General features: G+C 37.8%; 21 protein-coding genes. 14 read left to right on the forward strand and 7 right to left on the reverse strand.

The genetic code is table 11. The features are described 5' to 3' along the window. Positions 1–27: 27 nt before the first annotated feature. Positions 28–1,605, reverse strand: coding sequence for a two-component system sensor histidine kinase NtrB (locus MKY71_RS03980; RefSeq protein WP_340731683.1), 1,578 nt, complete (start codon positions 1,603–1,605; stop codon positions 28–30). 356 nt (positions 1,606–1,961) lie between these two features. Here MKY71_RS03980 and MKY71_RS03985 point away from each other — a divergent pair, with 356 nt between their 5' ends. The 3 genes from MKY71_RS03985 to MKY71_RS03995 all read left to right on the forward strand — a co-directional run bounded on the left by MKY71_RS03985 (position 1,962) and on the right by MKY71_RS03995 (position 5,706). Continuing rightward, positions 1,962–3,431: a UDP-N-acetylmuramoyl-L-alanyl-D-glutamate--2,6-diaminopimelate ligase gene (locus MKY71_RS03985; protein ID WP_339197897.1), complete on the forward strand. Its 1,470-nt coding sequence runs from the start codon at positions 1,962–1,964 to the stop codon at positions 3,429–3,431. Positions 3,432–3,507: 76 nt separating this feature from the next. Continuing rightward, positions 3,508–4,068, forward strand: coding sequence for a VanZ family protein (locus MKY71_RS03990; RefSeq protein ID WP_340731684.1), 561 nt, complete (start codon positions 3,508–3,510; stop codon positions 4,066–4,068). A gap of 66 nt (positions 4,069–4,134) precedes the next feature. After that, positions 4,135–5,706, forward strand: coding sequence for a peptide chain release factor 3 (locus MKY71_RS03995; protein ID WP_340731685.1), 1,572 nt, complete (start codon positions 4,135–4,137; stop codon positions 5,704–5,706). A gap of 402 nt (positions 5,707–6,108) precedes the next feature. Here MKY71_RS03995 and MKY71_RS04000 read toward each other — a convergent pair whose 3' ends face one another. Then, the gene (locus MKY71_RS04000) at positions 6,109–6,873 is read right to left on the reverse strand and encodes an NRDE family protein (protein WP_340731686.1); all 765 of its coding nucleotides are present in this window, start codon (positions 6,871–6,873) and stop codon (positions 6,109–6,111) included. A 215-nt stretch (positions 6,874–7,088) separates the two neighbouring features. Here MKY71_RS04000 and MKY71_RS04005 point away from each other — a divergent pair, with 215 nt between their 5' ends. The 3 genes from MKY71_RS04005 (at position 7,089) to MKY71_RS04015 (ending at position 12,746) form a co-directional block, all read left to right on the forward strand. Continuing rightward, a complete protein-coding gene (locus MKY71_RS04005) occupies positions 7,089–10,136 on the forward strand; it encodes an efflux RND transporter permease subunit (protein WP_340731687.1) in 3,048 nt (1,015 codons plus the stop codon). Between the two features lie 391 nt (positions 10,137–10,527). Continuing rightward, positions 10,528–11,292, forward strand: a complete 765-nt coding sequence (locus MKY71_RS04010; protein WP_339197909.1) for a TerC family protein — start codon at positions 10,528–10,530, stop codon at positions 11,290–11,292. Positions 11,293–11,396: 104 nt separating this feature from the next. Beyond that, positions 11,397–12,746, forward strand: a complete 1,350-nt coding sequence (locus MKY71_RS04015) for a TrkH family potassium uptake protein (protein ID WP_340731688.1) — start codon at positions 11,397–11,399, stop codon at positions 12,744–12,746. A gap of 68 nt (positions 12,747–12,814) precedes the next feature. Here the strand turns inward: MKY71_RS04015 and MKY71_RS04020 are convergent, their stop codons facing one another. Continuing rightward, the gene (locus tag MKY71_RS04020; RefSeq protein WP_339197911.1) at positions 12,815–13,102 is read right to left on the reverse strand and encodes a transposase; all 288 of its coding nucleotides are present in this window, start codon (positions 13,100–13,102) and stop codon (positions 12,815–12,817) included. Between the two features lie 142 nt (positions 13,103–13,244). Here MKY71_RS04020 and MKY71_RS04025 point away from each other — a divergent pair, with 142 nt between their 5' ends. Further along, the gene (locus MKY71_RS04025) at positions 13,245–13,409 is read left to right on the forward strand and encodes a hypothetical protein (protein WP_340731689.1); all 165 of its coding nucleotides are present in this window, start codon (positions 13,245–13,247) and stop codon (positions 13,407–13,409) included. A gap of 221 nt (positions 13,410–13,630) precedes the next feature. Here MKY71_RS04025 and MKY71_RS04030 read toward each other — a convergent pair whose 3' ends face one another. Continuing rightward, a complete protein-coding gene (locus tag MKY71_RS04030) occupies positions 13,631–15,364 on the reverse strand; it encodes a B12-binding domain-containing radical SAM protein (RefSeq protein ID WP_340731690.1) in 1,734 nt (577 codons plus the stop codon). Between the two features lie 165 nt (positions 15,365–15,529). On the opposite strand from MKY71_RS04030, the gene MKY71_RS04035 reads away from it, so the two are divergent. Together MKY71_RS04035 and MKY71_RS04040 are read left to right on the forward strand one after the other, a co-directional pair. Continuing rightward, on the forward strand, positions 15,530–16,990 hold the full coding sequence (locus tag MKY71_RS04035) for an ATP-binding protein (protein WP_340731691.1): 1,461 nt from the start codon (positions 15,530–15,532) through the stop codon (positions 16,988–16,990). Between the two features lie 308 nt (positions 16,991–17,298). Continuing rightward, complete coding sequence (locus MKY71_RS04040) at positions 17,299–17,745, forward strand: MarR family winged helix-turn-helix transcriptional regulator (protein WP_339197916.1); 447 nt, start codon at positions 17,299–17,301, stop codon at positions 17,743–17,745. A 44-nt stretch (positions 17,746–17,789) separates the two neighbouring features. Here the strand turns inward: MKY71_RS04040 and MKY71_RS04045 are convergent, their stop codons facing one another. From MKY71_RS04045 to MKY71_RS04055, 3 genes are all read right to left on the reverse strand, one after another. Next, positions 17,790–18,518 carry a chemotaxis protein gene (locus MKY71_RS04045; RefSeq protein WP_340731692.1) on the reverse strand — a complete coding sequence of 243 codons (729 nt, stop codon included), beginning with the start codon at positions 18,516–18,518 and terminating at the stop codon, positions 17,790–17,792. 62 nt (positions 18,519–18,580) lie between these two features. Then, complete coding sequence (locus tag MKY71_RS04050) at positions 18,581–19,192, reverse strand: CPBP family intramembrane glutamic endopeptidase (protein WP_340731693.1); 612 nt, start codon at positions 19,190–19,192, stop codon at positions 18,581–18,583. 84 nt (positions 19,193–19,276) lie between these two features. Continuing rightward, the gene (locus MKY71_RS04055) at positions 19,277–19,462 is read right to left on the reverse strand and encodes a YkvS family protein (protein WP_008403508.1); all 186 of its coding nucleotides are present in this window, start codon (positions 19,460–19,462) and stop codon (positions 19,277–19,279) included. Between the two features lie 174 nt (positions 19,463–19,636). On the opposite strand from MKY71_RS04055, the gene MKY71_RS04060 reads away from it, so the two are divergent. The 5 genes from MKY71_RS04060 (at position 19,637) to MKY71_RS04080 (ending at position 24,039) form a co-directional block, all read left to right on the forward strand. Next, entirely contained in the window at positions 19,637–19,825 is a 189-nt protein-coding gene (locus MKY71_RS04060; RefSeq protein WP_339175374.1) for a hypothetical protein, read from the forward strand. Between the two features lie 90 nt (positions 19,826–19,915). Then, a complete protein-coding gene (locus tag MKY71_RS04065; protein WP_340731694.1) occupies positions 19,916–20,101 on the forward strand; it encodes an aspartyl-phosphate phosphatase Spo0E family protein in 186 nt (61 codons plus the stop codon). A gap of 328 nt (positions 20,102–20,429) precedes the next feature. Continuing rightward, positions 20,430–21,296: an NAD(P)-dependent oxidoreductase gene (locus tag MKY71_RS04070; protein WP_340731695.1), complete on the forward strand. Its 867-nt coding sequence runs from the start codon at positions 20,430–20,432 to the stop codon at positions 21,294–21,296. A 93-nt stretch (positions 21,297–21,389) separates the two neighbouring features. Continuing rightward, a complete protein-coding gene (locus MKY71_RS04075) occupies positions 21,390–22,295 on the forward strand; it encodes a chemotaxis protein (protein WP_339175378.1) in 906 nt (301 codons plus the stop codon). A gap of 202 nt (positions 22,296–22,497) precedes the next feature. Next, positions 22,498–24,039, forward strand: coding sequence for a Ppx/GppA family phosphatase (locus MKY71_RS04080; RefSeq protein WP_340733612.1), 1,542 nt, complete (start codon positions 22,498–22,500; stop codon positions 24,037–24,039).

Here is a 24,039-nt window from a genome sequence, read left to right on the forward strand (position 1 = left end):
CGTTAAATTCAGGAAAGCCTTCATCTATTATTCTGTCATTATCGGAAACGTTAATAATATTTCAGTACCGACATGCTGCTTGCTTTTAATTTGGATGGACCCTTGATGATCTTGTACAATTTTATTGATAATCATCATGCCAAGCCCTGTTCCATTTGTTTTCGTCGTATAGAAAGGTTCGAACATCCGGTCCAGCACATGTTGTGGAATACCACATCCCGTATCAATAATTTGAATACGAATTTCTTTTTCCTCTTTACTTTTGCATACTTGCAATGTAATGGAACCATCTTCATTGATCGCTTCGATCGCATTTTTGAATAAATTAATAAACACCTGCTTGAGTTGATTTTTATTTCCTAAAATTGTAATGTTCAAAAATTCATTAATAATTTTTAAGGAAATCGCTTTTGACTGGAACTCGTATTGAAGAAACTGGACGACCTCCGATAAAGCTTCCGCCAAATTAATCGGCGCATACTGATTAGCCTGAGGTTTTGATAGTACAAGGAACTCCGATAAAATTAATTCAATTCGCTCGGTTTCATTTTGAATGAGTTTTGTATACTCATAGTAAGGCGAATCCGGATCTTCGTTCATCATTTGAACATAGCCGGAAATTACCGTCATTGGATTGCGGATTTCATGAGCAACACCCGCGGCAAGCTCTCCGACAAGCCGTAATTTTTCCGACTGCAAAATCAGATTTTCATTTTCTTTAATGTAGGAGATGTCCCGTGAAATGACAGACGATCCGATAATCTCACCATGCGGACTCAAAATAGGTGACAATGAAATCTGTGCATCAAAAAAAGTGCCGTCTTTTCTCATATCGGTCGTTTCATGGAGCCGATATTTTTTTCCGAGCATTAAATCATCTTTCCTTTGCTTCGATTCTTCCTCATTTTCCGGGGGAATCAGCGGTAAAACACGCCCTAATGCCTCCTCCTTAGACCAGCCATACAATTTCTCGAATGCAGGATTGACCGCAATAACACGGTCTTCCAAATCAAATACAGCAATTGCATCATTTGCCTGTTCAAAAAATAAGTTTAAATAGGCATGTTTGGAATTCAAATAATTTTCACGATCAATCGCATTTTTCTCTAGCTTCATCCAGATGTGCTTAATGAAAAAGCTCTGACCAATACTAACAATACAAATTACTATTAAAAAGCTGAAAAACAGGAAATGATCCTTTGAATTAAATAATGAAAAAGAGAAAAATGATAATTTATATAAAATAAAAATCTCCAAAAGTATTAAAAATATATTAATAGCTAAGATTAATGATGAACGGTAAATTGTTAAAATTGCGATAATATAAAGAAATGCATAAAAGGTAATAATACTAACACTTTGAAAATTAAAAAGAAAAGCAAGTAAATGCCAACAGACGATTATAATTATTTGCAGGGTTTTTGGCGGCAATTTAACATTGTAAAATGCTACGAGCAGAAGACTGCTTACAACACATACAATCAAAAAAGTAGGATGATGCTTCAAAAGCTGTGAAGTAATTACAACAGCAAATACAATAGCGGAAAAAATATAGGTGATTATCATAAGCAAATTTCGCTTATTCAAAATTTCATGTTGCTGCATAAAACACCTCGGATAAGTAATATTAACTATAATGATACAGTAATTCATGATGTCGATAAATGGCGAATTTTGATATGATATATATATCGTATAAATAAATTAAATAAGGAAATAAAACGGAGTCTCTATTTTAATATAATTTTAGTTCTTAATTTCTGTATATTGAGTCAATAATGAGAAAAATGAACTTATGTATTATATGTCCATAGTCCTTATATTGCAAACATGTTTATTTTATACGGAAACATTACAGATGTTGAAAAGCGTGGAAATTTCAATCTATGCACAGTATGATGATTAGTACATAGAAGAAAATTATCATTCGCAATTATATTGCAATTGTGGGGGAAAGAATTATGTATGCAGAAGAACTTTTAAGTACACTGATGCAAAAGAAAGTTGTAGGTCAACTACCGAAACTGATTAAAGATATTGCAATTGACTCGCGCAGTGTTCAGCCAAACAGTTTATTTATATGTATAAAAGGTTTTACAGTGGACGGGCATGACTATGCTCAAAAGGCAGTTGATGCAGGTGCAACTGTAATTGTTACAGAACGTCTATTACAGTTGGATGGAGAAATTGCACAAGTAATCGTAAAAAATACGACACGTACACTTGGCATTTTAGCGGCAAAGTTTTTTGATTATCCATCGAAGGATATTATGATGATCGGAGTTACAGGTACAAATGGGAAAACGAGTGTATCTGGAATTATCCACAATATATTAATCGGACTTGGCGAAAAATCGGCATTGTCAGGAACAATCGGTTTTAATTTAAATGGTGTGCTGTACGAATCGGCAAACACGACAAGTGATTCATTAAATACACAACAGATGATTTTCCGTGCAAAAAGTGAAGGCTGCCGTGCAATGGTGATGGAAGTTTCATCACATGGTTTAGCATTGGGCCGTTTAGCCGGTGTTGACTACGATGTGGCGGTATTTACGAATTTAACGCACGATCATTTAGATTTCCACGGTACGATGGAAAACTACGGGAACACAAAAGGTTTGCTGTTTTCTCAGCTTGGACAAGACTTGGAGAAGAACAAGCATGTCGTTTTAAATGCTGATGATCCTTGGTCTGAGCGCTATGCGGAAATGACACCGTTCCCAATTTGGACTTACGGATTGCATAATAATGCGATTTTCCGTGCAGTAAACTGCAATTATGAAAATGGAATGACGCGATTCGATATGGAAACACCGGAGGGTACATTCCCGGTATCGATGCATTTACTGGGCGAATTTAATATTTACAATGTCCTTGCAGCAACAGCCGTGTTCTATGCCCGCGGTTTCCCGATTGATGTTATTATTGAACAAATTGAAATGCTGCCGCCAGTCAAAGGGCGTATGGAGAAAGTAGAATCGGATTTACCGATTCAAATGTTCATCGACTATGCTCATACACCGGATGCGATTGAAAAAGCGATCAATGCGGCAATGCCATATAAAAAACCGGAAAATAAATTAATTTTCCTTGTTGGCACTGGTGGCGGACGGGATAAAACAAAACGTCCGACAATGGCAGAAAAAGCATCGGTTGCAGATTATGTAGTCTTGACAACGGATGATCCACGCTATGAGGAATTTGACAGTATTACAGGTGATTTGGCAAAAGGTATGAAACATAAAAATTATGCCTGTATCGGTGACCGTGCCGAAGCCGTTAGACATGCGGTAAGTGTTGCAAATCCTGGTGATATCATTATTTTCGCTGGTAAAGGTCATGAGGATTACCAAATTATCGAAAATACAAAATATCCGCATAGTGATGCGAAAATTGCGATTGAAGCTGGAAAGTTAAAATTTGTATAGATTATGCTATAATTTTTTCAAATCCACCGTGTTAACGTAATAGCGTTAGCGGTGGATTTTTTTGGAGGTGACAAAAATGATCTATTCATTTTTACTTAGTATGATTGCGTACTGCACTGTAAGCTTCCCGATTTATTGCATATTGCGCGTGTTTTATATGAAAAATAAAACTAGATACGCGTGGCGCGAATTGACAATGCTTTTATTTTTCTTTTACAGTGTCAGTATCTTTTCCCAAACGATTATTCCAGATTTCCAAATGTCGAATGGACAGATCATTTTTGATACTTCCACCGCATATGTGCGCAGCAATTTTACCCCATTACAAACAATTATGCTGTATTATGACCAATTGAATGGACCATTGGCTAATATTGCATTTTATAATTTGGCAGGCAATATTGTCCTGTTTATACCTTTTGGTTTCTTTATTCCGCTATTATGGAAAAATTTCAGAGGATGGCGCATCATGCATGTCGTCGCGTTTACGATTCCTTTATTTATTGAAGGGACTCAATATTTTATTGGTCGTAGTATAGATGTCGATGATATATTATTAAATGCAATCGCCATTGTAATCGGTTTTATGCTTTTCAAAGTATTGCGGAGATTACGTAAAATGAGCCTATCAAAGTAAAAAAGGTTGTAACTAATGACTGTTGTCTTTTAAAATAAGAAAGTATGAAAAAAGGAGACGAAATTAATGACTTTAGAACAAGATATATTATCGCGTCGTACATTCGCCATCATCAGTCACCCGGATGCTGGTAAAACGACGATTACAGAAAAATTACTATTATTCGGTGGAGCGATTCGTGACGCAGGAACAGTAAAAGGAAAGAAGTCAGGAAAGTTTGCGACATCTGACTGGATGGAAATCGAGAAACAACGTGGGATCTCGGTTACTTCTTCTGTTATGCAATTCGATTACTCAGGCTGCCGTGTAAACATTCTGGATACACCAGGACACCAAGACTTCTCGGAAGATACGTACCGTACGTTAATGGCTGTAGATTCGGCTGTCATGGTAGTCGATGCGGCTAAAGGGATCGAGGCCCAAACATTAAAGCTATTCAAAGTTTGTAAAATGCGCGGTATTCCGATTTTTACATTTATCAACAAATTGGACCGTCAAGGGAAAGAGCCACTGGAGCTTATTGAAGAATTGGAAGAAGTGCTTGGCATTAATGCATATCCAATGAACTGGCCGATCGGTATGGGGAAAGAGTTCCTGGGAATTTACGACCGTTACAACAAGCGTATCGAGCAGTTCCGAGTAGAAGAAGGTGACCGCTACTTGCCACTTGATGAAGAAGGACATCTAGCTGTTGATAACGATATGAAAAAAACATCGTATTATTCACAGGCAATCGACGATATCGAACTTCTGAATGAAGCTGGAAATGAATATTCAGAAGATAAAATTGCTCGTGGTGAATTGACACCGGTATTTTTCGGATCGGCATTAACGAATTTCGGTGTACAGACATTCCTTGATACGTATTTAAAATTTGCACCGATTCCTCAACCTCGTATTACGGAAGATGAGCAATTTATCGATCCTGTTGATCATGGCGAATTTTCTGGATTCATTTTCAAAATTCAAGCGAATATGAACCCGGCACACCGTGACCGTATTGCATTCGTGCGTATCGTATCAGGTAAATTTGAGCGCGGTATGAACATGACACTTTCACGTACAGGTAAATCGTTCAAAGTGACACAGTCAACACAGTTCCTTGCAGATGATCGTGAAACAGTAAATGAAGCTGTTGCTGGTGACATTATCGGTCTTTATGATACAGGTACGTATCAAATTGGAGATACGGTAGTCGGCGGCAAGAAAACATTCAACTTTGAAAAATTACCTCAATTCACACCTGAAATTTTCATGAAAGTTTCGGCGAAAAACGTAATGAAAGGGAAGCAATTCCAAAAAGGTGTGCTGCAATTAGTACAAGAAGGAGCAATTCAGTATTTCAAAACAATGCATACTGAAGAAGTAATTCTTGGTGCGGTTGGTCAATTACAGTTTGAAGTATTCCAGCACCGAATGATTAACGAATACAACGTTGAAGTAATTATGCAGCCGATTGGCAGCAAAATTGCACGTTGGATTGAAAACGAAGAAGATGTGAAAGATTCAATGCATTCTCAGCGTTCAATGCTTGTGAAAGACCGTTTCGATAATAAAGTATTTTTATTCGAAAACGAATTTGCGATGCGCTGGTTCTCTGAGAAAAACGAAAACATTCAATTATACAGCTTGCTATAATTGAATAATTAATAAGCCCCGGCAATTTTCTTTGTAAGAGAATTGCCGGGGTTTTTTACGTTTTGAGGGAATGAGGGTGTCGTGAGCAAGGCGTTTATTAGAAGTTTTAGACTGAAATATAGAAAAGAAAAAGCGAAAAGTAGAACTCCCCGGTGTCAAAGTAGAATGTTATGACCGAAATGTGGAACGAAATAGAGAGAAGTGGAACCCGAAAATTTATTAGAAGTTTACGAATTAAATGTAGAAAGTAAAGAGAGAAAAGTAGAATGTTATGCGGTAAAAATGGAACTATTCATCCGGAAAGTGGAACAAAAGTGTGAAAAAAGAGAACCGGGTCCGGATATTAGAATAGTTATGATAGAAAGTAGAACTCCTTCCCGGTCTCAGTTATTTGCCAATTACTTATTCTCCCGCATTAATACGGTAAGAACGGTCAAATTTAAATTTCCCGTTTTCATATGTCCGTTCTAGAAAATCAATCTCTCCATTATTTTTGAAAACAATAGATGTGGAGCAGCGCGTACCGTAATTAGGAAGTTTTACAAATTGGGCGGATAAGGATCTTTCCAGATGGATACCTACACCAGTATTTGGCAATACTTCATCTTGTGCGATTTCAGCATTTGCCAAAAGCGAGATGAGTGTATTCATTTCGACTGCATCTTCTTCGACTGTATTTTCCAATACAGTTTTAGCAGCAGTTACTTTTGGCCATGGTGTATTGAAAGTAGCGTTACTCACACCGTGAATTCCGCTTTCTATCATACTGTGTTCATCGTAAATATTATTGTAATGATGCATGTCTTCACCGTCATAAAGCAAAACATTGAAACCTCCATACAAATCTCTTTTTGAACGCAGTGACTGGATAAAAGCGTCTGTCGATTCTGTAGCAGTTAGAAACAACCGTACAATTTCTCCACGTGACAATTGGCCGGTTTCAGGAAGGCGCGGATCACGGTAATTTGTAATGGCAGCAAAACGGCCATTTTTTGACAGCCCCATCCAGCTGCCCTGCTGACGTAAATCTCGTCCGGCTAATATTTCAGGTTCATCTTCCCAAAAATGGGCAGCTGCTGTCGGCCGGTCGTAAAATTCGTCACGGTTCGCAACGACGATGAGCGGATAAGATGGATGAACTTTATAGGAAAATGCAATTAAACACATAAATGGACCCCCGTAGCTTGTAGTGTAGGCAATGCATTCCAGCAAGGAATTCACTGGAGCTGAAAATCCAGACTAATAAAACCATGCCTACTTTGTATGATTTTTTGTAACATTTTGCTGTAAAAATGTAAGTTTTGTCGGATGATAAAAGGGAAAAAGATAGCTCTACCCGAATTTTAATGAATATAAAGACAAATTGAAAGGACTTTGCACCGATGAATATAAGCAAGTTTTCTATAAAACGCCCGGTATTTACAATTGTTTCAATGATTTTCGTGCTAATACTCGGTGCCGTTTCATTATTTAAAATACCTGTTACGTTAATACCCGATTTAAATCCGCCGATAGGGGTTGTTGTAACAAACTATCCGGGTGCAAGTCCGATAGAAGTAAATGAAAAAGTGACAAAGCCGCTTGAAGCATCTCTGGCCACATTGCCGGGGATAAAACGAGTGCAGTCGACATCGCTGGAAAGCTCGAATCTCATAATTTTGGAGTTTGATTGGTCAACGAATATGGATGATGTTCAAATGGACATCTTGCAGCGTATTGACCTTGTTCCGCTTCCTGAAGATGCGGGAACACCAAACTTTTTAAAGTTTGATCCATCACAGTTTCCGATTATTCAATTGGCACTGTCAGCAGATAGGGAAGAAGTCGATATCCGGCAAATCGCCGAATCGCTTGAGCAGGAATTACAGCGGACTGAAGGGGTGGCCAGTGTAACCGTTTCCGGTGAAATTGTTGAAGAAGTTCAGATTGAGCTGGATGCCGAAAAGCTTGAGCAAAATAATTTAACGCAAGATGATGTAATGCAAATTATCCAGGCGAGCAATATTTCCATGCCGGGTGCAGAGCTAAGTACAAAAGATAATCAGCTGTTAACTACAAGGGTGGTCAGCTTGTTTACAAGTCCGGAAGAAATAGCGAATGTTGTGCTTTCGGTCAATCCGTTAACAGGTGAGTCAATTAAAGTTCAGGATATAGCAAACGTAGAACGAAAAGAACAGGAAACGAACACGATTACAAGGGCCAATGACCAGCAGGCTGTACTTATCTCGGTTTTGCAGGAGTCTGGAGCAAATACCGCAAATGTATCCGAAACTTTTCAAAAGGAGCTTGGCCAATTATTAGATGAGCCCCAATATGATGGCATTGAGGCGACTATTTTATTTGATCAGGGGGACTATGTACGATTGGCAATCAGCAATATCAGCTCTTCGCTTATTTTTGGCGGACTGTTTGCGATGCTTGTCCTTTTCTTCTTTTTGTCCGGAATAAAAAGTCCGCTTATTATCGGGATTGCGATTCCTTATTCGGTCATCGTAACGTTTGTACTTATGTTTTTTGCGGACTTCTCTTTAAATATTATGACACTCGGTGCACTTGCACTTGGTATCGGGATGCTTGTGGATAATGCCATTGTTGTAATAGAAAATATTGAGCGTCATTTAGAGCTTGGAGAGAATCCGAAAGAAGCAGCAGTTAATGGTACAAAGGAAGTTGCTTTAGCAATTACAGCTTCTACTGTCACGACGATTGCGGTATTTGTACCAGTCATTTTTATAAGTGGGTTAATTGGACAAATATTTGTCGAGTTTGCATTAACGATTTCGTTCAGTTTAATCGCTTCTCTTTTTGTGGCATTAACAGTTGTTCCAATGCTGGCCAGCCGTTTCTTACGTACAAAACCTGCTACGGTAGTGAAGAAGCGTCAGGAATCTTGGCTGTATCGAAATTATACGAAAGCGCTGGAATGGGGATTAAAGAGACGTGCCCTCATTTTAATTATCACAATTGTCTTGGTGGGTATCTCCGGTTTTACAATATATAAAACAGGTACAGAGTTTTTACCGCCTACAGATGAAGGGTTTGTATCACTGTCCGTCGAGCTTCCGAACAGTGCAACGGTTGAGAAAACAGAACAGATAGTTTCGGAAATTGAAGAGATGGCGAAGGATTATGATGAAGTGGATGTAGTGGTCAGTCTAATTGGAGGAAATCAGCAATCTTTATCTCGAGGTACTAGTGAACAAAATGAAGGGGAGATTTCAGTCAAGCTCGTTGAATTAGGGGAACGAGATCGTTCCATTTTCGAGTTTGTAGAACAGTTTGAAAAACAAGTACAGCAGGAAATCGGAGAGCGTGCTGAAGTGACGTTTTCATTGTCGTCTTCTTCCGGATCAACACCGAACTCCTTAACATTCCGTGTGACAGACAGCAATGAGCCTCAGCTGCAAAAAACGGTCGCATCCATCCAGGAACGTGTAGCAAATATCGATTCGGTCATAGAAGTAACGACTGATTTGGATGAAGTGCAAGAAGAAATTCAAATTGAAGTAAACCGTGAAGATGCACTTCAATATGGGCTAATGCCTGCACAAATCGCACAAACCGTCAATATGATGACACGAGGTGCATTTACAACGCAGATTATTGCCGAAGATGGTGAAGTACTGGGAGTATACACTGGTTTCGGAAAAGCGTACCGTGAGGATGTGGAAGCACTTAAAGCGATGAAGCTTCGAACAAATGCCGGGGTGTTTGTCGAACTGCAGCAGCTGGCATCGGTTGAAATAAAAGAAACCCAAACGGCTATCCGGAGATCGGATCAGGCATCGGCCGTTGCTGTATTTGTAAAATACGATACGTCCGAATCGCTCAGCGGCATTTCCCGAAAAGTGGATGATGCGATTGAAGAAGGGGGAATTCCTGCAACATCGAGAATTGTCTTTGGCGGGGACCGTGAATTATTTGACAGTGCAAAACAAGATATGATTTTGGCTATTCTACTTGCGGTCATACTTATTTATTTAGTAATGGGTGCTCAATTTGAATCGTTTAAGCTGCCTTTTGTCATGATCTTCAGTGTACCGCTAATGATCATCGGTGTCGCGATTTCATTGTTTGTAACAAATACATTGCTTGGTGTCACAGCCATTATCGGAATCCTTATATTAGTAGGGATTGTTGTGAACAATGGTATTGTGCTTATTGACTATATTAATCAAAAACGACAGCTCGGATTAAATAAAACCGATGCGATTATTACCGGGGCGCAGGATCGGATGAGACCGATATTAATGACGGCTCTAACGACGATTTTAGGGTTGGTACCATTAGCATTAGGAATTGGCGAAGGAACTGAAATCAATCAGCCAATGGCAGTTGTTGTTATTGGAGGGCTGATCAGTTCAACAATTTTAACTTTATTTATCGTACCGATCATCTACAGCTTGATTGAAAAGGAAGCAAAACAATAGCTCGGAAAGCAGTATGTGAAGATTGTTATGGTAAAATGTTGATGAAATAGGAAAGAATCGTTTGATTTTTTCAGTTGTTATCGGTAAAATAATAATATAATAATTGAATTGAATATCCATTGACATTTGTCAGAGGGGAGTAGCTATAAGAAATTTAAGTAGCAGCCTGTCTTTATAGATAAGCGCTATATTTAAATGTACTTACTTCACATTCGTCATTACATGGTTAGGAGCCATCGGGTGTGATAGCATTATGTGCTTAGCAAGACCTTTGCCTATATTACATAGGCAGAGGTCTTTTCTTTTTTGGCCAAAAAGGGTATTTTTTCAAGTTTATATTATTAACGCCTAATTAATTGGGTACAAGTAAATAATAAGGAGGAGAAATTTCATGGAAGCAATTTTATTAGAATATGCATGGGTCTTACTTGTATTAGTATTCCTTGAAGGGCTATTAGCTGCAGATAATGCAGTTGTAATGGCAGTAATGGTTAAACATTTACCAAAAGAACAACAGAAAAAGGCATTATTTTATGGATTATTCGGTGCGTTCGTGTTTCGTTTCATCGCACTGTTCCTTATTACGTTCTTAGCGAAATACTGGGAAATTCAAGCGCTTGGTGCGGCTTATCTATTATTCATATCCATAAAACATCTATACGATAATCACTTTAAAAAGCAGGATGAAGAGTCGGAAATTAAAGAAGGTAAAGGTTCTGGTTTCTGGATGACTGTATTAAAAGTAGAGCTTGCGGATATTGCGTTTGCAATTGACTCAATGCTTGCAGCAGTAGCGATTGCTATGACGTTACCGCATATTAGTGACTACCATATTGGCGGAATTAATGCAGGTCCATTTGCTGTTATGTTCCTTGGTGGTTTTATCGGGCTTGTCATTATGCGTTTCGCGGCACAAATGTTTGTTAAGCTGTTGAACGATTATCCGACATTGGAAACTGCAGCCTTTTTAATTGTAGGCTGGGTAGGTGTCAAATTGGCTGTACTTGCTTTAGGACATGAGAACTTGGCTATTATTGACCCGCATTTCCCACATTCTACAACATGGAAAGCGATCTTCTGGGTCGTGCTGCTTGGACTTGCTGTGGGCGGCTATTTAGTAAGTGTGTACAAAAACAAAAAAGCAAAAGCAGAATAATAAATAATTTAGGAGATACTTCTACTATTAGAAGTGTCTTCTTTTCATTTTTCACGTTATTCATTATACTAGAAAAAATGTAATAAAATATCGGAGGCCACTATATGCCTTTTAAAAAATTCGAAAAACGGAAAGTCACGCCTTTCCAAATTTTAATCACTTATTATTCTGTAGCCATTTTAATTTCATTTTTATTGCTGCGTCTCCCGGGGGTACATCAGGAAGGCGTCCACGTATCGTTTTTGGACAGTTTATTTACGGCGGTTAGTGCCGTTAGTGTAACGGGTTTAACGACTGTGACTGTTGCAGAGACCTACAGTAGCTTTGGGCTTGCAATGATTTTGCTCATTCTGCAATTTGGTGCGATCGGGATTATGTCCATCGGTACGTTTTTATGGCTGTTGTTTGGAAAGAAAATCGGTATGCGTGAACGGCAGCTGATTATGATTGACCATAATCAGTACAATTTATCAGGTGTTGTAGCATTAATTCGTCAAATTGCCAAACTGCTGTTTATGATTGAATTTACCGGTGCCTTTATATTAACGGTTCACTTTAAGCGTTATTTTGCGACATGGGAAGAGTCGTCGATTAATGGGTTGTTTGCTGCCATTTCATCGACAACAAACGGAGGCTTTGATATTACGGGAATGAGTCTGGAACCATTCCACCATGATTATTTCATCCAATTTGTCTGTATGATTTTAATTTTTCTAGGTGCAATCGGTTTTCCGGTATTAATTGAAGTGAAGGCTTATTTAACGAAAAAGGATCCGGCTTTTCGTTTTAGCTTATTTACAAAGGTTACGACATTCACGTATGTCGGCTTATTTATTTTCGGTTCAGTTGTTATTTTTATTATTGAATCCTTCCAGTCATTTAAAGGGATGCGATGGCATGAAGCCTTGTTTACGGCCATGTTCCAATCGGTTTCCACCAGGTCGGCCGGTTTGACTACCTTTGACGTAACATCTTTTAATGAGGCGACACAGCTCTTTATGAGTGCGCTCATGTTTATCGGGGCGTCACCAAGTTCTGTAGGAGGCGGAATTCGCACAACGACATTTGCAATCGTCATTTTATTTTTAATCGCATTTTCCCGCGGGCAGTCGGAAATTCAAATATTTAACCGGGAAATTCATGTAATCGATGTATTCCGTTCGTTTGCGGTGCTGATTTTTGCGATTATTATGGTGCTCGGTGCTGCGATGGTATTGTTTATTACAGAAACCCGTGCAACGATGATGGAAGTTATATTTGAAATCACTTCAGCATTCGGAACGTGCGGGATGTCGCTCGGTATAACAGAGGACTTGACGGCCTTCGGTAAAATGGTCATTATGGTGCTCATGTTTGTAGGGCGTGTAGGACTCATTTCTTTCCTTTATTCAATCGGCGGGTCTGCCCAGAAGAAGAAGTACCACTACCCGAAGGAAAGAATCATTATCGGGTAAATAGTATGATAGAATGCGTAAAAACGTCCATTTCCTATAAGGGAATGGGCGTTCTTTTTTAAGGACAGTTATTTTTCCTGCAATGTGAGAATCATCAGCCTGTAAATAGTAAATACTCCGATATATGCACCGGAAATTAAAAAGAGCTCATTTAAAAATAATCCGTGAATTTTTGTCATAAATACTGCGTCATCAATGATGATCTGATAAATCGAAGTGGATGCAATACTGCCGAAAATGATAACAAAAATAACAGCAAGTATATTGAAGACAAGTGCGGACTTGCTGATTTTCTTTCGTATAAGAACCATAATAAGCGGAACAACAATGCTAGAAATAACTAAAAATATTTTCAAAAATAGCACTCCTTTCATCTTATTTGAATTATGCCCTCTTTTTTGGGGTATAAAACGAGTAGGCTGATTGCAGCTCTGTTTAATCATATCGGCGGAATAGATATTAGCCGAATGGTTAATTTATAAAATGGAGGTGATATATATGGAGAAAAAGAAAGGGAATGACCGACAAAACATGAAAGAGGAAGTTGGACCAGAATTAAACCCGGATGATTTGGATCTTCGCGAAGACAATGATCTAACGGAAGAACAATCGAAAAATAGCCCACAAAAAAAGCAAACGGATTCTAACTCGAATAAAAAGTAAGTTTATCGTTCATAAAATGATGTGGGGACATATGTCTTAATTAAGAAACCGTATATTTCTAACGCCACGTCCTGTGGCAACGCTTTTGTGACCAACATCCTGTTGGCTTCACGCCCGCGGAAAGCGTCCCGGAATGGAAATCCATTAGAACGTTCAGTAAAAAAGCTATTTTTCTCTCAGAGAAAAATAGCTTTTTGGGGTTAGATTACAGCCACTATTGATTAATTGAATGTGCTGAAGTAAGGCTGTTGTCCATTGCGGAAGTATGTGAATAAATAGCCCGTTTTCTTTTGTGGTGCACCGACTTCGTAATTTTGTAAATCGATGTGGAACGGAATAATTAAGGAATGCTTGAATAATTCGCGTTCCGTAATTTGCATTGCTTCAAATTCCTCACCTACAAGAGCAGGATTTTCTTTAATACGTGCATAGGCATCTTTCATCTCAATTTCAGAAAGACGGTCATCCCACCAAAGTTTACGCGGCTGGAATTGCTGACCTTGAAGGAAGTCATATTTCATTAGGCTTGTAATGACTTCTAAGTCGGCATGCTCGACCGTTTGAAGGAACTCAAGTAAACGGCGGAATAAATCTTCTAGCTGATGTCCGATACGTGACCAGCCTTTTGTTTCCCAATATGTGCCGAAGCTTTGGAAGAAGTCGAAAGGCGTTTCAAATACTTCTGTTACTAAATATTCAATTGTATTGTCCATACGGTGTGCGTTCCAATACTTTTCCAGTACATCTTCCGCATGTTTAATACGGACAATATCATCAAATGTTAATACATTATTTGAGAAAATTTCATATGGCGAAATATCAACATATGTGTAGCCGTACTTTTCGGCTTCCAGGCGTAATCCTGTCCCGCGCAGCAGTTTCAAAAAGCCAAGCTGAAGCTCTTCCGGGCGCATCGCAAATACATCATTGAATGTTTTACGGAATGACGAATAATCCTCTTCCGGCAATCCGGCAATTAAATCAAGATGCTGGTCGATTTTGCCGCCTTCTTTTACCATCGTAACAGTACGTGTAAGCTTTTCGAAGTTTTGTCGACGTTTTACAAGATCGTTCGTTAAGTCATTCGTTGACTGGACACCGATTTCAAAACGGAACAGCCCTTTCGGAGCATTATCATTCAAAAATTGGATAACTTCCGGACGCATAATGTCTGCCGTGATTTCGAACTGGAATACTACACCTGGCTGATGTTCGTCAATTAAAAACTGGAACATTTCCATCGCATAACTGCGGCTAATATTAAAGGTACGGTCAACGAATTTAATCGTTCTTGCCCCGTTATTCATTAAGTAGCGAATATCTTCTTTGATCTTCTCACGGTTGAAATAACGAACACCTACTTCAATAGAAGATAAGCAGAATTGACAGCTGAACGGACAGCCGCGGCTTGTTTCAATATATTGAATTCGTTTGCCAAGGTGGGGCAGGTCTTCTTCAAATCGGAAAGGGGTAGCAATTTCCCGTAAATCGATTTTAGGTGGCTGTGCATGGATTTTTAATTTTCCCTCTTCTAAATAGCAAATACCGGGTACTTTTTCGAGCGGAATCTCACCATTGAAATGACGAAGCATTTCTTTAAATGAAACTTCCCCTTCGCCCATTATAATGAAGTCGATTTCTTCATGTTTGCGAATCCATTCATGGACATCATAGGAAACTTCCGGACCGCCTAATACAATCTTGACATCAGGCAATACCGTTTTTAGCATACGAATTACCGCAATTGTCTCATTAATATTCCAAATATAACAGCTGAATCCGACAACATCGGGTTTCTTTTGGAAAAGGTCGGATACGATGTTGAAAGCAGGGTCTTTAATTGTATATTCAGCAAGCTCACAGTCGAATTCAGGTTGTGCTGCTGCTTTTAAATAGCGAATCGCTAAATTAGTATGAATATATTTTGCATTGAGTGTACTTAATATAGTTTTCATAATTTTATTCTCCTCTTCATAAAGTCTATTGTAGCAGTGTAAACAGATACAAACAATATGGGAGAATATGCCCATTTTATTCCAAATAGTAATATGAAATAATATACGGTAAGTATACAATTCTGAAAATTCTATAATATCTAAAATTGGGGGGTAATATGTGTAGTGGAAGGCCAATTGAATTATATGTTAGAAGAGCTTTTTCAGCAATCCAACGAACAAATCATTATATTGAACCGCCAAGGAAAAATTGAATTCATGAATAGTAAGGCGAATGAAATATTGCAATCTGTCCATTTACCGAAGTGCTTTTGGGAAAGTGCGGATAAGATTAGTGGTGAGTGGGAGAGATTTATCAGTTCTGTAATTGAAAATTCAACATCTACTGCAACGTATACATTAATAAATAAATATCACCAAAAAATACCGGTTCAAGTTTGGGGCCATTATCTGGAACATAAACAACTAATCTTTACTAGGATTCAGGTAAACCCTTCCAATGTCATTTCATTTGAAGAAAAAAGTAAAACAGTGATGTTTCAGAATTTAATAGATGGAATGGCGCAAGGCGTAATATTGACAATGCTGAATGGAAAGATTATATCTGGCAATGCTATGGCATTACATTTACTTGATCGCAAAGCATCTCAAATAGAGAATAGAAGCTATGATTATCTATTTGAAGACTGCCAATATGATTCCCAGGTCATCACTCAATATTATAAAAAGATTTCCAACAGGGAAATGGCCAGTATTTTTGTTATGAGAAAAACAGAAGATGGAAATACGGTCTATTTAAATTTTATTAGTAAAGTAGATGAAAATTTAGGGATCTTGGTCACAACAATTATTGATCAAACAGAAGAGATGATGCTGTTGAAAAGAATCGAGCATCAGCAATCGTTATCATTTATTGGTCAAAATATTGCTTCGATTGCCCATGAGATACGAAATCCAATGACATCGATTCAAGGTTTTATCCAAATGATTAAGAGCAGTTTAAATGAGCAGGAATATCCTTACTTTAAAATTCTTGAATCGGAATTGAAGCGCATGGATGATTTATTGGGGGATCTTCTGAACATTTCAAAACCAAAGAAACAAGCATTCCAAATGCTTGATATGAAGGAAGTTGTAGACGAGGCAATTCAGCGTATGCAACCTCTTGCAATGAAAACAAATGCTATGATTTTATTTGAATTTGACGAAAAAGTAGAATACAAAATTAATGGTGACTTTAATCGCCTGATGCAAATGATTATTAACTTGCTGAAAAATGCGATCGAAGCTATGGATACGAATAATTACATTGTCGTACGTTTAGTTTACCGAGGCAAAAATACGCTGCAGCTTTCAGTTGAGGATAGTGGTAAAGGGATGAATGCGGTTGATATAGAAAATGCATTAAATCCTTTTTATACAACAAAGGAAACAGGATCCGGGCTGGGATTAATGCTTGTACAATCTGTCGTTAAAGAACATAATGGGACTCTTCACATTGAGAGTGAGCAAGGTGCAGGATCTAAGTTTTTAATTGATTTTGATTTACGTAATGAAATTGAATATTTAAATTCTTCTCCTTCTTTTTCAATGAGAGTGGCTAGAATGGCGGCAATTTCGAAGTGATTTTGACAAAACTTCCAATCCATCGCTATAATATGTACATCTTCATTAAGCAGTTTTAGTAAATACTAGCTGGAATCTGGAGAATTCAGTGTAAGAACATCGCTTCCACTCGGAAATGAAAGCGTATCAATTTCATGGTGGACAAGCTTCTTGCAGGAATTACAGATTATTGAAGGGAATTTAAAGAGGAAGTTAGCCTGAACGTCATATTACCGGCAACAGCTGACGGTCCCGGCAATGAGGGTCTCCTTAAATCCTACGCAATTGCATACAGTGTAATTGATTATTTAAAATAGAGGATGGTTTTTATGGCTTCAGAGGAAGTAAAGCAATCGTTAAAATTATTTATTGTATTATCAAGAGCTCATAAAGCGATAAGTGAAGCTACGAATCAATTTATACAAGCAAATGGTTTGAATCCTACAGAATTCGCAGTTTTAGAACTTTTATATCATAAAGGACGCCAGCCCCTGCAGCAGATCGGGAATAAAATTTTATTGGCGAGCGGGTCGATTACTTACGTTGTGGACAAGCTGGAAAAACGCAATTTTTTAGCGCGTGTTTCGTGTCCAACCGATCGTCGTGTCACATACGCGGAAATTACCGATCTTGGTTCCGAGTTTATGGACAAACTGTTTCCTGAACATGAACAGAATATTCATGAACTTTTAGGGGTATTAACAGCTGAAGAAAAACAGACAGCAATAGAGTTATTAAAAAAATTAGGATTATCAATTAAAGATTTATCCTATTAAGCAATAAAAGGACACCCGGAATTTACGGGTGTCCTTTTTAGTGGTTATTGAATTGTTAAGCCCATTTGTAAAAAGGCGTCTGTTAAGTCAGCTTGGACATTATCGTAAATTGTTAGTGTAACAAATAGGTTTTCACGTTCAATTACAACTTTTACAACCTTTTCATCTTCTAATAAAGCTTCATATCCAACAATATTTGAAATTTCCTTACGTTCTTCTAAAGTAGATGCCAAATCCAGATCTTTTGTGCTATCAGGTGCAATGGCAGAAATAGTTTCTTTTGCAGATTCTTTTAACTGATCAAAAGTTACATCTTCTTTTTGTACAACTTCAATCTGCATTGAAGTAGCTTCATCAGCATTATTTAATAAACTGTCAACACCTGGTTCTTCTGAAGTAAGTGTATAGTTTTCAAAATGCTGAATCGTGTAATTCATTTCATCACTTGTAGAAGTTACTACTTTTTCTTCAAACGGCTGACCATTTGAAATGTATGTCAATGTAGTATTATCGGCTTTATCTGTTTGTTCAGCTTTTGTTTCTTCTGATGTCTCAGTAGCTTCTTCTTGCTGGTCTGAAGAAGCGTCATCCGATTCGTCTGTCTCATTCGTCTCGGTAGTTTCTGGCTGTTCTTCATTTTGCACTTCTTCTGTTTCGGCAGGTTCTTCATTTGCTGCATTTGATGTTGTAGGCTCGTCTGTATCCGTATTACATGCTGCCAAAAATGCAGATAAAATTACTACGGCACCGACTTGATAAATTGATTTCTTCATATGGATCCCCCTTTTACTTGTATAGACGGAAATTAGAAAGATAAGTTTCTGCTTTAATTGTATCAGAATAATGGTAAAACTAAAAATAATAGTAAAACAAAGACAATATGGGTAACGATTATTAATGGTAAACTTTTTTTCCATTCATATAAAGCTCCCCAAAGTATACCGGCGATAATTGCTGCAAGAGCACCCGGCAGGAACCCGCTAATGGCTAGAGACAGCGAAAATAGTAAAGATGTGATCAAGACAGCCCAGAAAGGCGTTGTGAATTGTTTTAACTGCTGCTGAACATAGCCCCGCCAAAATATTTCTTCTCCCACTGCCACAATAAAAATGAGCATTAAGTAATGGAAAATATTTTGAGGACCATATACATCCAAAAATTTCGTAATATCTTTTGCTGCATTTTTATCGAGATAAGGCATTATCATGTAACCGAGTTTTACAATACCATACGTAATTGTCCCGTATCCAATACCGTAAATCAAATACTGCCAAGTTGGAATGCGATCTTCAAATTTACCTGCCATTAAGCTGATTGAAATTCCAACTAGTAATGTAAAGGCATATAAATACCAGAAAATCGTTTTTTCATAAAATGTAAAAAACATCATGCTGAAAATAAAAACTAATGCCAGAAGGAGTGTAATGATTTGTTTTCTGTTTTTCAATAGCTTAACCTCCCCTTACGTATCGTAACAAAAATTACCCTTTTTATCATCATATCAATGTTAAAAAGGGTAATTTGCATTAAATTATTCGTTATTAGCTAATATTTTATACCGTTTATGATTAACAACTGTTTTCTCTTCCATTTCTAAATCATGGAAATTATCCATAATCGTTATATCAACGATAACGGAATTCTCATTCACTTTTTCAACGACTCCTTTTAAGCCGTCTTTAAACTCGATTATATTTCCAACTTCCGCAATTTTCATACACAGTCAGTCCCTTCATCGACTACTAATTAACAGTTTGCTTGAAATTATACTACAAAATTCAATTAGTTTGAATAATTTTATTAATTTACTAGGGTTTATTTGGAATATATTTTCGATTAAGAGTTTGATATATTGGATTTATGCACATAAAAAATGGAAAGAGGGATCCAGATGACAGACTATAAAAATATTCTCGATCAGTTGCGTAACGGTGAATTGCAATCTGTGATTATAAAAAAAGAAGAATTTTTACAGTTCCGGGAACACCTTGTGAAAGATGAACAATTTAAAAACTTCCGTGGTGAAGCAAAACAAGGCGGGGATGTTGTTTATACATTTTCGGAAAACTCAAGGGCATAATAATTGTCGAATTTTGAATAATGATTCTTTTGTAAGAAGATTACAAAATGGGTATAATAATGGTAATTGACTAAAAAAGGAGGAAATAAATTGGGTAGACCTATCTCGAATGAGGCACTACTACTGGAAATTGAAAAAAAGCGCGAACAAATGATTCAATCGGGTCTGGAAAATGGTTTACGTAGTCACAAAACACTTGAGCTAAGTATCCAAGTAGACAATCTGATGAATGCTTTTAATCAATCAAGAAGTGCACATCTGTTTTATAAACATTAAATAATAAAAAAAATTATAAATTTTATGTTTAAAACAGTACTGAGAAGGGAAGAGTAATTTTGAACACAGCAACATTCTCATTTCCCCCTTTAGAGTAGAAGCGGACCAACGCTACTGCTCTCTTTTTTATATATGCTCGAAATTTCAATTTATTCATCCAATTCCTCTAAAGAACCCTAACAAAATTTTCCGATTTAAATGTAATATGGTATAGAAATTTATCTTATAGTGAAGCGGTGCTATTTTATTTTGAATTATTAAAATACACTGACATTGAAGTTCTGGCTGGTTTTGTTAAAATAAAAGAAAATACTAAAGGGGCATACATATGGAATCCAAAAAAATAGGTTTTATCGGCACAGGCGTTATGGGGGCAAGCATTGTTGTGCATTTGCTGAATGCCGGGCATGATGTAACAATTTATACAAGAACAAAAAGCAAAGCGGAAGATCTTATTACAGCAGGCGCAAAATGGGCAGAAACACCGGCACAAGCAAGTAAAGAACAGGATATTGTCTTTACGATGGTCGGTTATCCAAAAGATGTCGAGGAAGTTTATACTGGAGAGAACGGTATTTTCTCTGCAGCGAAACAAGGAGCGATTATTGTTGATATGACGACATCCGAACCGACTCTTGCGAAAAAACTTTATCAAGAGGCAAGTGAACGCGGATTACATAGCCTTGACGCACCCGTATCAGGTGGAGATATCGGTGCCAAAAATGGAACGTTATCGCTTATGGTTGGCGGCGACAAAGATATATTCGAAAAAATGCAGCCGATTTTCGAACTGTTTGGACAAAATATTATTTACCAAGGTGTTGCAGGCAGCGGGCAGCATACGAAAATGTGCAATCAGATTGCGATTGCTTCCGGCATGATTGGTGTTTGTGAATCGATGGCTTACGGTTTAAAAGCGGGACTCACAATGGAAGAAGTTCTTCGTTCGATTACAGCAGGGGCAGCAGGGTCATGGTCGCTTTCCAATCTTGCCCCACGTATGTTGAAGGGGAATATGGAACCAGGCTTTTATATTAAACATATCATTAAAGATATAAAGATAGCGCTTGATGAAGCGGAACGCATGAATCTCCAATTACCAGGCTTAACTTTAGCGAAATCTATGTACGATCAGTTACTTGAAGAAGGTTATGGTGACAATGGGACACAAGCATTAATCAAGTATTATGAGTGAGTACAAAGGGCATAATAATAGATAGTAGTTAAATAGTTCTTATGATACAATAGGATTATTGTAAGCGTGGCAGTTTGGAAGGAGAGACATGTAGTGGAAAATCAGAAAGGGATTTTACTAGAAAGTGGAACAAATGAGCTTGAGATCGTTGAATTTGAGGTGGCGAACAATAAGTTCGGTATAAATGTCATTAAAGTAAAAGAGATTATTCAGCCTATACCAGTGACATTTATTCCGCATGTACATCCGCATGTTGAAGGCATTATTCAATTACGTGGGGAAGTATTGCCGGTTGTAGATATGTTGAAAGTATTAGGCATACCGACAGAAAACCGAAACCCACAGCAAAAATATATTGTGGCGGAATTTAATAAGCAGCGTGTTGTATTCCATGTGGACAATGTTACACAAATTCACCGTATTTCTTGGGATCAGATTGAAAAACCTTCGGACATGTACCAAGGTGGGGCATCTCAAGTGATTGGCGTTATCAAGTCTCAAGAAGAAATGATTTTACTACTGGACTTTGAACGAATCATGGTTGACATTAATCCTGAATCTAGCATAAGTGTAGATGCTGTGAAGAAGCTCGGCAAGCGTGAACGTACTGAAAAGAAAGTTATTATCGCGGAAGATTCACCGTTACTGCGTAAACTGCTGTTCGATACGATGAATGAAGCAGGTTATGTGAACACGGAGTTTTTTGAAAACGGTCGTGATGCATATGAATATCTGGAAGCGATGGCGAAAGCAGATAAACAAATCGAAAAGCATGTACAGCTAGTTGTTACTGATATTGAAATGCCTCAAATGGATGGACATCATTTAACAAAGAAAATTAAGTCACATCCAGATCTTAAAAAGCTTCCGGTTATTATTTTCTCAAGTCTGATTACCGATGATTTGCGTCATAAAGGTGAACAGGTAGGAGCGGAAGAACAAATTTCAAAACCTGAAATTGCAGAACTGATTTTACGTATGGATAAGTTAATTCTATAAAAGACTAGCCTAATAATTGATGCATTGTTTTAAAATGTATAAAATAATGAGAAAGCCGGATACCTTGAAAAAGTTATTCCGGCTTTTTTGTACAAAAAAAGAAGAGACTTAAAGAATATTGAACTAATGCAGCAACTTTTCTTGAAGGGCAAAAAAGAGGGCAAAAGAATACAAAGGTATTCAGAAGGAAGTGAAGCGGATGATGAAAAAAAATAAGACAGCCATCATTGATATTGGTTCTAACACGATTCGACTTGTACTATACTCCTATAATAAAAACGAAGGGTTAAAAGAATTCGGTAATATTAAAACCGTTGCCCGACTGCGCACATATTTATTGCCAAATGGTGAAATGTCCGAAGAGGGTATTCAGCTATTGGCTGAGACGTTAAAATCATTCCGCTTAATATTGGCGGATTACGATGTAACGGACGTAAAAGCGGCTGCAACTGCCGCAGTACGTCAAGCGATCAATAACGAGCAGATAATTACCCGCATGAAAGACGAAACGGGCATTCTGATTGATATATTAACCGAGGAAGAAGAAGCATATTACGGATTTATTGCAGTAGCCCATTCGATGGATACCCCGTCTGCAGTGACAATCGATATCGGGGGCGGTTCAACTGAGATTACATTATTCATCAATAAAAAGCTCCAAAAAACGATCAGTTTTCCATTCGGTACTGTTTCCTTAAAACAAAAATTTGTAAGCGGAACGGTTATAAATAAAAGCGAGCGTGAGAAGCTGCGTTCATTTTTGAAAGAACAATTTGCTTCGTTGAAATGGATCGTCGATGTAGGATTACCGGTGATTGCGATTGGGGGAAGTGCACGAAATATCGCCCAAGTTCACCAGCAAAAAATTGGCTACCCACTATCTGGTGTTCATCAATATGAAATGACGTTGAGTGATTTACAACAACTGCGCGACTATTTGACAGAATTTTCGTACGATAATTTGAGGCAACTGGATGGTCTTTCATCAGACCGGGCAGATATTATCGTTCCGGCAATGGAAGTCTTTATGGCGCTCCTGTCTACTGTAAAATCGAATTCTTTCCTTATCAGTAAAAAGGGATTGCGGGAAGGGCTCATTATTAGCCGTGTTTTACAAGATAATCCACACGCCTATGATAAGTACAATGTTTTTGAAGAAAGCGGACGGCAGCTTGCATTAGCCTATGGACGTACGGAAGAGGAAGTACAGACACTGGAATCGCTGACAGAGCAATTATATAAGGGCTGTATTAATTTAAAGCTATTTGAATATAGTGAAGTAGATCTAGAACTATTAAAGAAAGCAGCAAAAGTGTATGGAATCGGAGAATATATCGAGCTGGATTCCTCCAGTCAGCACACTTTTTATTTGATTTCCAACCAGTCCATACCAGGCTTGTCCCATCTCAACCGGATTAAACTGGCATTGCTGGCATCATATAAAAACCGTGATTACTTTTTGCGTTTTGCACGTCCGTTCGATTCCTGGATTTCAAAAGAGGAATTTAAAAAGCTGCGCGACTTTGGGGCGATATTAAAATTTGTTTATGCCTTGAATATGACGAAGCGCAATGTCGTCAAAAATATTGCAATCGAAAAAGTAAACAACCAATTTCACATAGAAGTACACGCTTCTGAACGGGCAATAGCTGAAATGGCTCAGGCAGAAAAACAGAAAAAGCATATCGAGCGTGTTTTCAAAGGTGAGGTAAAACTTAAGTTCAAGGAAGAAAGGCAGGGTTGA

The sequence above is a fragment of the Solibacillus sp. FSL W7-1324 genome (assembly GCF_038008025.1).
Classification (GTDB): domain Bacteria; phylum Bacillota; class Bacilli; order Bacillales_A; family Planococcaceae; genus Solibacillus.

What these genes read in the sequence shown, in the direction of transcription:
- MKY71_RS04025 (WP_340731689.1), top strand. Translation starts at nt 13,245, where the DNA reads ATGGAGAAAAAGAAAGGGAATGACCGACAAAACATGAAAGAGGAAGTT.
- MKY71_RS04060 (WP_339175374.1), top strand. Translation starts at nt 19,637, where the DNA reads ATGACAGACTATAAAAATATTCTCGATCAGTTGCGTAACGGTGAATTG.
- MKY71_RS04070 (WP_340731695.1), top strand. Translation starts at nt 20,430, where the DNA reads ATGGAATCCAAAAAAATAGGTTTTATCGGCACAGGCGTTATGGGGGCA.
- MKY71_RS04030 (WP_340731690.1), bottom strand. Translation starts at nt 15,364, where the DNA reads ATGAAAACTATATTAAGTACACTCAATGCAAAATATATTCATACTAAT.
- MKY71_RS04015 (WP_340731688.1), top strand. Translation starts at nt 11,397, where the DNA reads ATGCCTTTTAAAAAATTCGAAAAACGGAAAGTCACGCCTTTCCAAATT.
- MKY71_RS04055 (WP_008403508.1), bottom strand. Translation starts at nt 19,462, where the DNA reads ATGAAAATTGCGGAAGTTGGAAATATAATCGAGTTTAAAGACGGCTTA.
- MKY71_RS04040 (WP_339197916.1), top strand. Translation starts at nt 17,299, where the DNA reads ATGGCTTCAGAGGAAGTAAAGCAATCGTTAAAATTATTTATTGTATTA.
- MKY71_RS03990 (WP_340731684.1), top strand. Translation starts at nt 3,508, where the DNA reads ATGATCTATTCATTTTTACTTAGTATGATTGCGTACTGCACTGTAAGC.
- MKY71_RS04000 (WP_340731686.1), bottom strand. Translation starts at nt 6,873, where the DNA reads ATGTGTTTAATTGCATTTTCCTATAAAGTTCATCCATCTTATCCGCTC.
- MKY71_RS03980 (WP_340731683.1), bottom strand. Translation starts at nt 1,605, where the DNA reads ATGCAGCAACATGAAATTTTGAATAAGCGAAATTTGCTTATGATAATC.
- MKY71_RS04045 (WP_340731692.1), bottom strand. Translation starts at nt 18,518, where the DNA reads ATGAAGAAATCAATTTATCAAGTCGGTGCCGTAGTAATTTTATCTGCA.
- MKY71_RS04005 (WP_340731687.1), top strand. Translation starts at nt 7,089, where the DNA reads ATGAATATAAGCAAGTTTTCTATAAAACGCCCGGTATTTACAATTGTT.
- MKY71_RS03995 (WP_340731685.1), top strand. Translation starts at nt 4,135, where the DNA reads ATGACTTTAGAACAAGATATATTATCGCGTCGTACATTCGCCATCATC.
- MKY71_RS04080 (WP_340733612.1), top strand. Translation starts at nt 22,498, where the DNA reads ATGAAAAAAAATAAGACAGCCATCATTGATATTGGTTCTAACACGATT.
- MKY71_RS04010 (WP_339197909.1), top strand. Translation starts at nt 10,528, where the DNA reads ATGGAAGCAATTTTATTAGAATATGCATGGGTCTTACTTGTATTAGTA.
- MKY71_RS03985 (WP_339197897.1), top strand. Translation starts at nt 1,962, where the DNA reads ATGTATGCAGAAGAACTTTTAAGTACACTGATGCAAAAGAAAGTTGTA.